The 13,416-nt window shown below is 50.3% G+C and carries 15 protein-coding genes; all 15 read left to right on the forward strand.

The window, feature by feature from the left end:
* The first annotated feature begins 21 nt into the window (after positions 1–21).
* The 15 genes from rpoC to rpmC all read left to right on the forward strand — a co-directional run bounded on the left by rpoC (position 22) and on the right by rpmC (position 13,412).
* Positions 22–3,648 (forward strand): DNA-directed RNA polymerase subunit beta', encoded by a 3,627-nt coding sequence (gene rpoC / locus HFP08_RS26025; protein ID WP_168123562.1) that lies wholly within the window; start codon positions 22–24, stop codon positions 3,646–3,648.
* A 293-nt stretch (positions 3,649–3,941) separates the two neighbouring features.
* On the forward strand, positions 3,942–4,364 hold the full coding sequence (rpsL, locus tag HFP08_RS26030; protein WP_168123563.1) for a 30S ribosomal protein S12: 423 nt from the start codon (positions 3,942–3,944) through the stop codon (positions 4,362–4,364).
* Between the two features lie 66 nt (positions 4,365–4,430).
* A complete protein-coding gene (gene rpsG / locus HFP08_RS26035; RefSeq protein WP_168123564.1) occupies positions 4,431–4,901 on the forward strand; it encodes a 30S ribosomal protein S7 in 471 nt (156 codons plus the stop codon).
* A 29-nt stretch (positions 4,902–4,930) separates the two neighbouring features.
* Positions 4,931–7,006 (forward strand): elongation factor G, encoded by a 2,076-nt coding sequence (fusA, locus tag HFP08_RS26040; protein WP_168123565.1) that lies wholly within the window; start codon positions 4,931–4,933, stop codon positions 7,004–7,006.
* A 127-nt stretch (positions 7,007–7,133) separates the two neighbouring features.
* Positions 7,134–8,324, forward strand: coding sequence for an elongation factor Tu (gene tuf / locus HFP08_RS26045; RefSeq protein WP_168123566.1), 1,191 nt, complete (start codon positions 7,134–7,136; stop codon positions 8,322–8,324).
* A 285-nt stretch (positions 8,325–8,609) separates the two neighbouring features.
* Complete coding sequence (rpsJ, locus tag HFP08_RS26050) at positions 8,610–8,918, forward strand: 30S ribosomal protein S10 (protein ID WP_005544556.1); 309 nt, start codon at positions 8,610–8,612, stop codon at positions 8,916–8,918.
* A 40-nt stretch (positions 8,919–8,958) separates the two neighbouring features.
* Positions 8,959–9,582 carry a 50S ribosomal protein L3 gene (gene rplC, locus HFP08_RS26055; protein ID WP_168123567.1) on the forward strand — a complete coding sequence of 208 codons (624 nt, stop codon included), beginning with the start codon at positions 8,959–8,961 and terminating at the stop codon, positions 9,580–9,582.
* 26 nt (positions 9,583–9,608) lie between these two features.
* Positions 9,609–10,232, forward strand: a complete 624-nt coding sequence (rplD, locus tag HFP08_RS26060) for a 50S ribosomal protein L4 (RefSeq protein ID WP_168123568.1) — start codon at positions 9,609–9,611, stop codon at positions 10,230–10,232.
* A complete protein-coding gene (gene rplW, locus HFP08_RS26065; RefSeq protein ID WP_168123569.1) occupies positions 10,232–10,525 on the forward strand; it encodes a 50S ribosomal protein L23 in 294 nt (97 codons plus the stop codon). The genes rplD and rplW overlap by 1 nt, the downstream gene beginning before the upstream one ends.
* Positions 10,526–10,542: 17 nt before the next feature.
* Positions 10,543–11,373: a 50S ribosomal protein L2 gene (gene rplB, locus HFP08_RS26070; protein WP_168123570.1), complete on the forward strand. Its 831-nt coding sequence runs from the start codon at positions 10,543–10,545 to the stop codon at positions 11,371–11,373.
* 72 nt (positions 11,374–11,445) lie between these two features.
* Positions 11,446–11,727 (forward strand): 30S ribosomal protein S19, encoded by a 282-nt coding sequence (gene rpsS, locus HFP08_RS26075; RefSeq protein WP_168123571.1) that lies wholly within the window; start codon positions 11,446–11,448, stop codon positions 11,725–11,727.
* A gap of 43 nt (positions 11,728–11,770) precedes the next feature.
* Positions 11,771–12,106 (forward strand): 50S ribosomal protein L22, encoded by a 336-nt coding sequence (rplV, locus tag HFP08_RS26080; protein ID WP_168123572.1) that lies wholly within the window; start codon positions 11,771–11,773, stop codon positions 12,104–12,106.
* 13 nt (positions 12,107–12,119) lie between these two features.
* Entirely contained in the window at positions 12,120–12,785 is a 666-nt protein-coding gene (gene rpsC, locus HFP08_RS26085) for a 30S ribosomal protein S3 (protein ID WP_168123573.1), read from the forward strand.
* A gap of 2 nt (positions 12,786–12,787) precedes the next feature.
* The gene (gene rplP, locus HFP08_RS26090) at positions 12,788–13,222 is read left to right on the forward strand and encodes a 50S ribosomal protein L16 (RefSeq protein ID WP_168123574.1); all 435 of its coding nucleotides are present in this window, start codon (positions 12,788–12,790) and stop codon (positions 13,220–13,222) included.
* Positions 13,212–13,412: a 50S ribosomal protein L29 gene (gene rpmC, locus HFP08_RS26095; RefSeq protein ID WP_168123575.1), complete on the forward strand. Its 201-nt coding sequence runs from the start codon at positions 13,212–13,214 to the stop codon at positions 13,410–13,412. Before rplP ends, rpmC begins: the two co-directional genes overlap by 11 nt.
* The last annotated feature ends 4 nt before the right edge of the window (positions 13,413–13,416 follow it).

Genomic DNA, 13,416 nt, shown 5'->3' on the forward strand with positions numbered 1-13,416 from the left:
ATGACGAAGGAGGGTTGCTCCTTGTTGGACGTGAACAACTTCGAGTATATGAAAATTGGTCTGGCTTCGCCGGATAAAATTCGCTCGTGGTCCCGCGGAGAAGTCAAGAAGCCGGAAACCATCAACTATAGGACGTTAAAACCGGAGAAGGAAGGTCTCTTCTGCGAAAAGATTTTTGGACCTACCAAGGACTGGGAATGCCATTGCGGCAAGTATAAGCGCGTGCGCTATAAAGGCGTCGTCTGTGATCGCTGTGGCGTCGAGGTTACTCGGGCCAAGGTGCGCCGTGAGCGTATGGGTCACATTGAGCTGGCAGCTCCCGTATCGCATATTTGGTATTTCAAAGGCATCCCGAGCCGCATGGGTCTTGCGCTGGATATGTCTCCTCGCTCACTCGAGGAAATTATCTACTTTGCATCTTATGTCGTAACCGACCCTGGAGATACGCCGCTGGAGAAAAAACAGCTGTTGTCTGAGAAGGAATACCGCAGCTACCGTGAGAAATACGGCTATGGCTTCCATGCCGGCATGGGCGCGGAAGCGGTGAAGAAGCTTCTGCAAGATATCGACGTGGAGAAAGAGCTCGAGCAATTGAAGGAAGAGCTCCGCACGGCGCAAGGCCAACGCCGCAACCGAGCGATCAAGCGTCTGGAAGTTGTAGAAGCGTTCCGTAATTCCGGCAACGAGCCGGAGTGGATGATTCTGGATGTATTGCCTGTCATCCCGCCAGAGCTTCGTCCGATGGTTCAGCTCGATGGCGGACGATTCGCGACCTCCGATCTGAATGATCTGTATCGTCGCGTCATTAACCGCAACAATCGACTGAAGCGTCTGCTGGATCTGGGCGCGCCTGATATTATCGTGCAGAATGAGAAGCGCATGCTGCAGGAGGCTGTTGACGCCTTGATCGATAATGGACGTCGCGGTCGTCCGGTAACAGGGCCGGGCAATCGTCCGCTCAAATCGCTTAGCCATATGCTGAAGGGTAAGCAAGGGCGTTTCCGTCAGAATCTACTGGGCAAACGGGTTGACTATTCCGGTCGTTCCGTTATCGTCGTAGGTCCTAACCTGAAGATGTACCAATGCGGTCTTCCGAAGGAAATGGCGCTGGAATTGTTCAAGCCTTTCGTGATGAAGGAGCTTGTGAATAAAGGCCTCGCGCATAATATCAAGAGCGCAAAGCGCAAGGTTGAGCGCGTAAGTCCTGAAGTTTGGGATGTGCTCGAGGAAGTCATCAAGGAGCATCCGGTTCTGCTTAACCGCGCACCGACGCTTCACAGATTGGGCATTCAAGCCTTCGAACCGATTCTGGTGGAAGGCCGCGCGATCAAATTGCATCCGCTCGTCTGTACGGCTTACAACGCCGACTTCGACGGCGACCAAATGGCGGTTCACGTTCCATTATCCGCCGAAGCGCAAGCGGAAGCGCGTCTGCTTATGCTTGCATCCGGCAATATCCTGAATCCGAAGGACGGCAAACCGGTCGTAACGCCTTCGCAGGATATGGTTCTCGGAAGCTTCTACTTGACAATGGATAATAATCAAGCGAAAGGATCGGGCTCCGTATTCGGATCGGTGAATGAGGCCATTTCCGCTTACCAACGCGGCATCGTTTCCTTGCATGCCCGGATCTTTATTCCGGTTAAGGTATTGAAGAAGAAGAACTTTACGGAGCAGCAGCAGCGTTCGCTGCTTACAACGACAATCGGTAAAGTTATCTTCAACGAAATCTTCCCGGAAGATTTCCCTTACATTAACGAAGCAACGAAGACGAATTTGCTTCAAGGCACGCCGGACAAATATTTTGTGTATGAGAAGGGCTCCGATCTTCAGAAGTTCACAGAAGAAGCGTCGATTCCCGGCGCTGTGGGCAAGGATTATCTGGCGCTTATTATTGCGGAATGCTTCCGTCAATACCATACGACGTTAACTGCGGTTATTCTTGACCGCATCAAGCAGCTTGGATTCACGTATTCGACCAAAGCGGGTATTACGATCGGCGTAGCCGACGTTATTATTCCGAAGGAAAAATACGAGATCATGAAAAAGTCCGATGAGAAGGTCGCTACCGTTATGACGCAGTATCGTCGGGGTCTGATTACGAACGACGAGCGTTATGACCGTATCATCGGCATCTGGAGCAAATGTAAAGACGAGATTACGGATGTGCTCATGAAATCGATGGATCGCTACAACAACATCATGCTTATGGTGGATTCCAAGGCCCGCGGTAACAAATCGCAGATCACTCAGCTCGGCGGTATGCGCGGACTGATGGCGAATCCGTCCGGACGTATTATCGAGTTGCCGATCAAATCGAACTTCCGTGAAGGTCTTACCGTCCTCGAGTACTTCATCTCGACGCATGGCGCGCGTAAAGGTCTTGCCGATACAGCGCTTCGTACGGCTGACTCCGGATACCTCACGCGTCGACTTGTCGACGTTGCGCAAGATGTGATCGTGCGCGAGGATGATTGCGGCACGGACAAAGGCTTTACCGTCAGCAAGATTCAAGACGGCAAAGAGGTTATCGAGGATCTCTATGATCGTATCGAAGGACGCTACGCATTCGAGACGATCCGTCATCCGAAGACGGGCGAGATTATCGTGAACCGCAGCGAGCTGATAGACTCGCACAAGGCGGATGCGATTATCGATGCCGGCGTAGAACGTCTGCAGATTCGTTCCGTGCTTAGCTGCCGCGCACGTCACGGCGTCTGCAAGATTTGTTACGGACGCAACCTGGCGACAGGCAAGTTTGTTGAGATCGGCGAAGCGGTAGGTATTATCGCGGCGCAATCGATCGGTGAGCCGGGAACGCAGCTCACGATGCGTACGTTCCATACCGGCGGCGTTGCCGGCGACGATATTACGCAAGGTTTGCCGCGTATTCAGGAGCTGTTCGAGGCGCGGAATCCGAAAGGTCAAGCGATTATTACCGAGCTTGACGGCGTCGTTAAGGAAATTCGCGAAGCGAAGGACCGTCGTGAAATCGAGGTTCAAGGCGAAGCGGAATCCAAGACATATGCAGTCACTTACGGTTCTCGTATCCGCGTTGTGGAAGGCCAGCAGATTGAAGCTGGCGACGAGCTGACGGATGGTTCGATCGATCCGAAGGATATGCTTCGCATTAAAGGCATCCGCGGCGTTCAGAACTATATCCTGCAAGAAGTGCAGCGCGTTTATCGTAACCAAGGCGTTGAGATCAACGATAAGCACGTAGAGGTCATGATCAAGCAGATGCTGCGGAAGATCCGCATCGTCGACGCTGGCGATACAACGCTTCTGCCAGGCGCTTTCGTTGATATTCACGAATATGAAGCGGCAAACCGCGAAGCGATCTTCGCGGACAAAGAGCCTGCTGTAGCCAAGCCGGTCTTGCTCGGTATTACGAAGGCTTCACTGGAGACGGACTCCTTCTTGTCCGCCGCTTCCTTCCAGGAGACGACTCGCGTGCTTACCGACGCGGCAATCAAAGGCAAGGTCGACCAGCTTCTTGGTCTGAAGGAGAATGTTATCATCGGCAAGCTGATTCCTGCAGGTACGGGCATGCAGCGTTACCGCAACATTCGCTTCGAAGGCATTGAAGAAGAAGAGGTTGAAGGCAGCGAAGAGCTAATGGCAACAGAAGCTGTCGTTGTTGAATAAGCTGTTCAATCGGATCTACAACGCTTAGAGCATATAGGAATAAAGTATTAAGTATAAATGCTTCGGATCCGCCAGGATTCCGGAGCATTTATTGTATTTTGGTGAAGGCGGCGAAATTCATTTCATTCTTGCTTGACATGCATATGCTCCAGGTGATAATATATCGAAGTGTGCCTGACGACCGGGCGATTGGACTGCTGTTGTCCATTTATGAACCGCCTGGATCTGTGGGCTTAAAATCGGGTGATATGTCTACCAACATAAAGACATGAATAGGGGAAGGGGGTGGCAACATGCCAACAATTAACCAGCTCGTTCGCAAAGGACGTCAAGCGAAGGTCGTAAAATCGAAATCGCCAGCGTTGCAGAAGGGTTTTAACGCACTGAAACGCGAAGCTACTGATATCAGCGCGCCTCAAAAACGCGGTGTGTGCACTCGTGTAGGTACAATGACTCCGAAGAAGCCGAACTCCGCGCTTCGCAAATACGCGCGTGTGCGTCTGACTAACCGTGTTGAGGTTACAGCGTACATTCCGGGTATCGGACATAACCTGCAAGAGCATAGCGTTGTATTGATTCGCGGCGGCCGTGTTAAAGATCTGCCGGGTGTTCGTTATCATATCGTACGCGGAGCTCTTGATACTGCAGGCGTTAACAATCGGAATCAATCTCGTTCCAAATACGGCACGAAGCGTCCGAAAGCTAAGAAATCTTAAGGTATAACAGGATGTCATTATGACATGCTAGAATAAGCGACTATTAGAAGAAAGGGGGACTTTCTCATGCCACGCAAAGGTCCTGTAACGAAACGCGATGTGCTTCCGGATCCGGTTTACAATAGCAAACTGGTTACGCGTCTGATCAACCGCATTATGATCGACGGTAAGAGAGGCGTTGCGCAAACTCTGTTATATGATGCATTCAAACTGATTCAAGAGCGTTCGGGAAAAGAACCGATGGAAGTTTTTGAAGCAGCATTGAAGAATATCATGCCGGTTCTTGAGGTCAAAGCTCGCCGTGTCGGCGGCGCTAACTATCAAGTGCCAATCGAGGTTAAACCGGAGCGCCGTACGGCTCTTGGTCTCCGTTGGCTCGTGAACTACTCACGCAACCGCGGTGAGAAGACGATGGAAGAGCGTCTTGCAGCTGAAATTCTTGATGCGTCCAACAACACTGGCGCATCCGTTAAGAAGCGTGAAGACACGCACAAAATGGCTGAAGCAAACAAAGCGTTTGCTCACTACCGCTGGTAGGATAGCCACACACGAGAGGAGACATATTCATGGCAAGAGAGTTCTCCTTGAAAAATACGCGTAACATCGGGATTATGGCGCATATTGACGCTGGTAAAACCACGACAACTGAACGGATCTTGTTCTACACGGGCCGTACTCACAAAATCGGCGAGGTGCACGAAGGCGCCGCGACGATGGACTGGATGGAACAGGAACAAGAGCGCGGCATTACGATTACGTCTGCCGCGACAACCGCTCAATGGGATGGACACCGCATCAATATTATCGACACCCCGGGACACGTTGACTTCACGGTTGAAGTTGAGCGTTCCCTGCGCGTATTGGACGGGGCCGTTGGAGTTTTCAGTGCGAAGGAAGGCGTTGAGCCGCAGTCCGAGACTGTATGGCGTCAAGCTGACCGTTACGGCGTTCCTCGGATCGCTTATATCAACAAGATGGACATCATCGGCGCGGACTTCCTGAATGTTGTCAAAGACATGCGCGAGCGTCTGCAAGCCAATGCTGTTGCGATCCAGCTGCCTATCGGCGCTGAGAATGATTTCCTTGGCGTAATCGATCTGATTGATCGCGTTGCGTACAAGTACAAAGATGATCTCGGAAGAGATCCCGAGCAAGTTGAAATTCCTGCTGAGTACGCCGACCAGGTTGAAGAGCTTCGCATGGAGCTTGTAGAGAAGGTCGCCGAGCTGGATGAAGATCTGATGATGAAATATCTGGAAGGTGAAGAAATCACAATTCCGGAATTGAAAGCAGCGCTTCGCAAAGGCGTTTGCGAAGTGAAGATCTTCCCGGTTATCGCAGGTTCTTCCTACCGTAACAAAGGCGTTCAAATGATGCTTGACGCAGTTGTGGCTTACCTGCCTTCACCGCTTGACGTACCGGCTATCAAAGGTACGCTTGAGGACGGCGAAGAAGCGGTTCGTCATTCTTCGGATGAAGAGCCGTTCTCGGCGCTTGCGTTCAAAATTATGACAGACCCTTATGTTGGTAAGTTGACATTCTTCCGTGTGTATTCCGGAATTCTGAAATCCGGTTCCTATGTTCTGAACTCAACGAAGAACAAGCGTGAACGGATTGGACGTATTCTGCAGATGCATGCGAACAGCCGTCAGGAAATCTCTGAAGTTTATGCGGGCGACATCGCTGCTGCTGTTGGTCTGAAAGACACCATCACAGGCGATACGCTTTGCGACGAGAAGGATGTTGTTATCCTTGAATCGATGAACTTTCCTGATCCGGTTATCGAGGTAGCTATCGAGCCTAAGACGAAAGCTGACCAAGATAAGCTCGGTATCGCGATTTCCAAGCTTGCCGAGGAAGATCCGACATTCCGCGCTCACACGGATGAAGAAACGAATCAAACGATCATCGCAGGTATGGGTGAGCTTCACCTTGAAATCCTCGTTGACCGTATGCGTCGCGAATTCAAAGTGGAGACGAATGTAGGTAAACCTCAGGTTGCTTATCGCGAAACGTTCCGTCAAGGCGCTAAGGTTGAAGGTAAATTCGTTCGTCAGTCCGGCGGTAAAGGTCAATTCGGTCATTGTTGGGTCGAGTTCGAACCGCTCGAGGCTGGAGAAGGCTTTGTCTTCGAAAGCAAAATTGTCGGCGGTGCGATTCCGCGTGAATACATTGCTCCAATCCAGGCTGGTATCGAAGAGTCGATGAAGAACGGCGTTATCGCCGGCTTCCCGATGGTTGATATCAAAGCGACTGTAGTCGATGGTTCGTACCATGACGTTGACTCCTCGGAGATGGCGTTTAAGATTGCGGGTTCACTCGCGCTTAAAGCAGCGAAAGACAAGTGTAAGCCTGTCTTGCTTGAGCCGATCATGAAGGTTGAAGTAACGGTTCCAGAGGAATACATGGGTGACGTTATGGGTATGCTGAACTCCCGTCGCGGACGTATCGAAGGTATGGATACGCGTTCCGGAGCTCAAATTATTCGTGCCAAGGTGCCTCTCTCGGAGATGTTTGGTTATTCCACAACGCTTCGTTCCGGCACGCAAGGCCGCGGCGTATTCTCCATGGAGCTCTCGCACTATGAAGAAGTACCGAAATCAATCGCCGACGAAATCATTGCCAAGAGCAAGGGCGAGTAGTTTCAGAAGCGAAACACGCAGGTGGATCGCATAACGATTTGCAATTGGCCGCCATTCGTATTACTCTAACACGGTGACGGCCCACTCATAAATTAAATCAAAGGATAATTGAGGAGGATTCAGTTCAATGGCTAAAGCGAAATTTGAACGTACAAAACCGCATGTTAACATCGGTACAATCGGTCACGTCGACCATGGTAAAACAACTCTTACAGCTGCAATCACAACTGTGCTTTCCAAAAAATACGGCGGTGCTGCAGTAGCATTCGACCAAATCGATAAAGCGCCGGAAGAGCGCGAGCGCGGTATCACAATCTCCACAGCTCACGTTGAGTATGAGACGCCTAACCGTCACTATGCTCACGTTGACTGCCCAGGCCATGCCGACTATGTTAAAAACATGATCACTGGCGCGGCTCAAATGGACGGAGCGATTCTGGTAGTATCCGCTTCTGACGGTCCTATGCCGCAAACTCGCGAGCATATCCTGCTTTCCCGTCAGGTTGGCGTTCCTTACATCGTCGTATTCCTGAACAAATGCGACATGGTTGAAGACGAAGAGCTTCTTGAGCTTGTTGAAATGGAAGTTCGTGATCTTCTTTCCGAGTATGAGTTCCCAGGCGACGACACGCCAATCATCCGCGGTTCCGCTCGTGAAGCTCTGATGAACACTGACGGACCTTGGGCTGAAAAAATCGTTGAATTGTTCGAGCAAGTTGACACTTACATCCCGACTCCTGAGCGCGACACAGCTAAGCCTTTCCTTATGCCTGTCGAGGACGTATTCACAATCACAGGCCGCGGTACAGTTGCTACTGGCCGTGTAGACCGTGGTGTGGTTAAAGTGGGCGATGAAGTTGAAATCATCGGTCTTCAAGAAGAAACTCGCAAATCCGTTGTAACTGGCGTAGAGATGTTCCGCAAATTGATGGACTCCGCTCAAGCCGGCGACAACATCGGCGCATTGCTTCGCGGTGTGGATCGCAAAGACATCGAGCGCGGTCAAGTATTGGCTAAACCGGGTTCGGTTAAGCCTCATACAAACTTCACTGCTCAAATCTACGTTCTGACCAAAGAAGAGGGCGGCCGTCATAAGCCTTTCTTCACTGGCTACCGTCCACAATTCTATTTCCGTACAACTGACGTAACAGGTATCATCAACCTGCCTGAAGGTACTGAAATGGTTATGCCTGGCGATAACATTACTGTTACCGTTGAACTGATCGCTCCAATCGCGGTTGAAGAAGGAACTCGCTTCTCCATTCGTGAAGGCGGACGTACAGTTGGCGCTGGCGCAGTAGCAACAATCATCAAGTAATGCAGCGCGATCTCTGATCGCTCAAGCATAGGAAAACCTCCACTTTAGTGGAGGTTTTCTTCATTATATATGACCTTTTTTGAAAATCGAAAAAATATTCATCATTGCATCAAGTTTTAGTTGCATTCGCCTACTCGATCCGATATAATATTGACTGTTGGTCTGACGTTGCGTTGATGTGAGAGGTTGCCGACACACCCGGCTCCTTTGCCATGGAGCTTGTGAAGGGTTATTCTCACGGAGTATGTCCGATTAAAAAATTGGGCGATAGAAGGAGGGACTTATATGGCAAAGCAAAAGATTCGTATCCGCTTGAAAGCATACGATCACAGAATTCTTGATCAATCCGCAGAGAAAATCGTGGAAACTGCAAAACGTTCCGGTGCAGGAGTGTCCGGGCCGATTCCGTTGCCAACGGAAAAGCAAATCATCACCATTCTCCGTGCGGTGCACAAGTACAAGGATTCAAGGGAGCAATTCGAAATGCGCACGCATAAGCGCTTGATTGATATTGTGAACCCGACGCCGCAAACGGTTGATGCGTTGATGCGCCTGGATCTGCCATCCGGTGTAGATATCGAAATCAAACTGTAGATAATTAAATGCGATCATAGAGAGGAAATGAGGTGTCAACATGAAAGGTATCTTAGGGAAAAAGTTAGGTATGACTCAAGTCTTCACACCAGAAGGCAACGTGGTTCCGGTAACGGTTATCGAAGCTGGTCCATGTGTCGTTCTTCAGAAGAAGGAAGTGGAGAACGACGGATATGAAGCCGTTCAATTCGGTTTCGCCGACAAGAAGGAATCGAGATCGAACCAGCCGGAGAAGGGCCATGCGAAGAAAGCTGGAACGACTCCTAAGCGCTACGTTCGTGAAATTCGCGGCATCAACCTGGGAGATTATGAGGTTGGCCAACAGGTTAAAGCTGATCTGTTCGAGCAAGGCGAATTTGTTGACGTAACGGGTATTTCGAAGGGCAAAGGCTTTGCCGGCGTTATCAAGCGTTGGGGACAAAGCACTGGACCTATGTCTCACGGTTCCCGCTATCACCGCGGTCCTGGTTCCATGGGTTCGATTCAAGCGAACCGCGTGCCGAAGGGCAAACGCCTTCCAGGCCACATGGGTCATGAGACAATTACGATTCAGAAGCTTGAAGTGATTCGCGTAGACGCGGAACGCAACGTTATCCTCGTTAAAGGCTCCATCCCTGGACCTAAAAACGGATTCGTGAAAGTAAAACAAACCGTTAAGAAATAAACGCTTATAGAAAGGAGGAACACGAAATGCCTAAAGTAACAGTATTCAACGTGAGCGGTTCGCAAGTAGGCGAGCTTGAGCTCTCGGATAATGTATTCGGTATCGAACCAAATACACATGTTATGCACAGCGCTGTTGTTCTGCAGCAAGCTGCAGAGCGTCAGGGAACGCACAAAACGAAAGGACGCTCCGAAGTGCGCGGCGGTGGTCGCAAGCCTTGGAAGCAAAAAGGAACCGGCCGTGCTCGTCAAGGCAGCATTCGCTCCCCGCAATGGGTTGGCGGCGGAACTGTTTTTGGTCCTACACCTCGTTCATACGGCTTCAAATTGCCTAAGAAAGTTCGTCGTCTTGCCATCAGATCTGCGCTGTCTTCCAAAGTGATCGCCGAGAACATCATCGTTCTGGATCAATTGACTTTCGCAGCTCCGAAGACGAAGGAATTCGCAGGCATCCTGAACAATCTGAAAGCTGATCGCAAAGCTTTGATTGTAACGGCTAATTATGAGGATAATGTTGCATTGTCTGCTCGCAACATTCCTGGTGTGAAGTTTGTCGCAGCTGACGGCATCAATGTTCGCGACGTGCTTCTGCATGACAAGCTCATTATTACAAAAGAAGCGGTAGAGAAAGTACAGGAGGTGCTTGCGTAATGAAAAATCCTCGCGATATTATCAAGCGCCCGGTTATTACGGAACGTACGAGCGATTACATGGCTGCGAAGCGTTATGTCTTCGAAGTTGACATCCGTTCGAACAAAACCGAAATCAAACAAGCTGTTGAACAAATTTTCAATGTTAAAGTAACCGGCGTTAACACAATGCGTGTAGCGGGTAAGCCAAAGCGTTATGGTAAACATAGCGGATACAGACCAGATTGGAAGAAAGCAATCGTTCAATTGAGCGATGACAGCAAAGAGCTTGAGTTCTTTGAAACGTCTGTTTAGAAAAGGAGGGAATACAAGTGCCAATCAAAAAGTACAAACCGACCTCTCCTGCTCGTCGTAACATGTCCGTTTCCACTTTCGAAGAGATTACGACAAGCACACCGGAGAAATCGTTGCTCGCTCCGCTTTTCAAAAAAGCAGGCCGCAACAATCAAGGTAAAATCACCGTTCGCCATCATGGCGGAGGACACAAACGCAAATATCGTATCATCGACTTCAAGCGTACGAAGGACGGCGTTGTCGGCAATGTCGCTACGATCGAATACGATCCGAACCGTACATCCAACATCGCGCTCATTCACTACGTTGACGGCGCGAAAGCTTACATTATTGCTCCGAAAGGACTTAAAGTAGGCGATCAAGTCGTATCGGGTCCTGGATCGGATATCAAAATCGGCAACGCTTTGCCGCTTGCGAACATTCCGGTAGGTACGATTATCCACAACATTGAGCTGAAACCGGGCAAAGGCGGCCAATTGGTGCGCGCAGCCGGAACAGAAGCCCAATTGCTGGGTAAAGAAGAAGCTTATGTTTCGATCCGTCTGAGCTCCGGCGAAGTTCGTCGCATTCTGAACACTTGCCGCGCTACAATCGGTTCGGTAGGCAACGAGGATCACGAGCTTGTGAAAATCGGTAAAGCCGGCCGTTCGCGTTGGCTGGGCAAACGTCCTGAAGTTCGCGGCGTTGTTATGAACCCGAACGATCACCCGCACGGTGGTGGTGAAGGCCGCGCTCCAATCGGACGCAAGTCGCCGCTTTCTCCTTGGGGAAAACCGACTCTCGGATACAAGACACGCAAGAAGAAGAAAGCATCGAGCCAATACATTATTCGTCGCCGCACGAAGTAATATCGTTGCTTAATATCACATGCGGTGTGGCATACACATCGCTTCAGCGCTTACGTGAAGGGAGGAACACACATGGGTCGCAGTTTGAAGAAAGGTCCTTTTATCGACGGCTACTTGCTTAAGAAGGTAGAGGATCTGAACGAAGGCAATAAGAAGGTAGTAATCAAAACCTGGTCCCGCCGCTCGACTATTTTCCCGCAATTCATCGGTCACACATTCGCTGTGTATGATGGTCGCAAGCACGTGCCGGTTTATGTAACAGAGGACATGGTAGGACACAAGCTTGGCGAATTCGCGCCAACTCGTACGTACAAAGGCCATGCCAGCGATGACAAGAAAACGGGCAGACGTTAATCCGCCCTTTATCATTACCTAAAGAACGAGAGGAGGTTCTCACATGCCAGAAGCTAAGGCGCACGTCAAATTCGTACGTATTGCTCCTCGCAAAGCACAGCTGGTAGCGGATCTGATTCGCGGCAAACAAGTTGGTGAAGCAATCGCTATTTTGCGCCACACACCGAAATCTGTTTCCCCGATTCTGGAGAAGCTGCTGAACTCTGCGATTGCTAATGCCGAGCATAACTATCAGCTGGACGTTAACAAGCTGGTTGTATCTCAAGTATTTGCAAACCAGGGTCCAACAATGAAACGTTTCCGCCCGCGTGCAATGGGTCGCGCAAGCCGTATCAATAAAAGAACCAGCCACATTACTTTGGTGGTATCTGAAAAATAAGGAGGGATAACGTGTGGGTCAAAAGGTAAATCCGGTCGGCCTTCGTGTCGGGATTATCCGTGATTGGGAATCCAAATGGTACGCAGGCAAAGACTTTGGTGATCTTCTTCTGGAAGACGTTAAAATTCGTGAATATCTGAAAACGAAGCTGAAAGACGCAGCTGTATCGCATATCGAGATCGAGCGTGCGGCTAACCGCGTTAACGTAACGATTCAAACGGCTAAGCCGGGTATGGTTATCGGCAAAGGCGGTTCCGAGGTTGAGAACCTGCGCAACGAGCTGGGTAAAATTACGAACGGCAAAAAGGTTCACATCAATATCTCTGAAATCAAGCAAGCCGATCTTGACGCTATTCTTGTAGCGGAAAGCATCGCTCAACAATTAGAACGTCGTGTATCTTTCCGCCGCGCACTGAAACAAGCGATTCAACGCTCGATGCGCGCTGGTGCCAAAGGGATCAAAACCGCTGTCAGCGGACGTCTCGGCGGAGCGGAAATCGCACGTTCGGAAGGCTACAGCGAAGGAACAGTTCCGCTTCATACGCTGCGCGCGGACATTGACTACGGCACAGCAGAAGCATCGACAACATACGGCCTTATCGGCGTTAAAGTATGGATCTATCGCGGTGAAGTTCTTCCGACCAAGAAGAAAGCAGCTCCAGTGGAAGGAGGCAACTAATCATGTTGGTGCCAAAACGTGTGAAACACCGCAAGCAGCAACGCGGTAGTATGAAAGGTCGCGCAAAAGGCGGCACGACAGTCGCTTTCGGCGAATACGGCCTGCAGGCGCTTGAGCCATCATGGATTACGAACCGTCAGATCGAAGCGGCTCGTATCGCGATGACTCGTTACATCAAGCGTGGCGGTAAAGTATGGATCAAGATTTTCCCGGATAAGCCTATCACTCAGAAGCCTCTTGAGGTTCGTATGGGTAGCGGTAAAGGTAATGTCGAGAAATGGGTAGCCGTTGTTAAGCCGGGCAAAATCATGTTCGAGCTGGCTGGCGTATCCGAAGAAGTAGCTCGTGAAGCTATGCGCCTCGCGGCTCACAAACTGCCTGTTAAGACGAAATTCGTGAAACGCGAAGAAGTGGGTGGTGAAGCAAATGAAGGCTAGTGAATTTCGTAACCTGACCTCTGCAGAAATCGAGCAGCAGGTTGCTGGTTTTAAAGAAGAGCTGTTCAACCTTCGCTTCCAATTGGCTACAGGTCAACTGGACAACCCGACTCGGATTCGTGACGTGCGTAAGGAGATAGCTCGCGCCAAAACCGTTTTGCGTGAAAGAGAACTCGGTATCAGCAGCTAAAGCA

Origin of the sequence: Paenibacillus sp. HB172176, assembly GCF_011947265.1 — a bacterium.
Taxonomy (GTDB): Bacteria; Bacillota; Bacilli; order Paenibacillales; family Paenibacillaceae; genus Pristimantibacillus.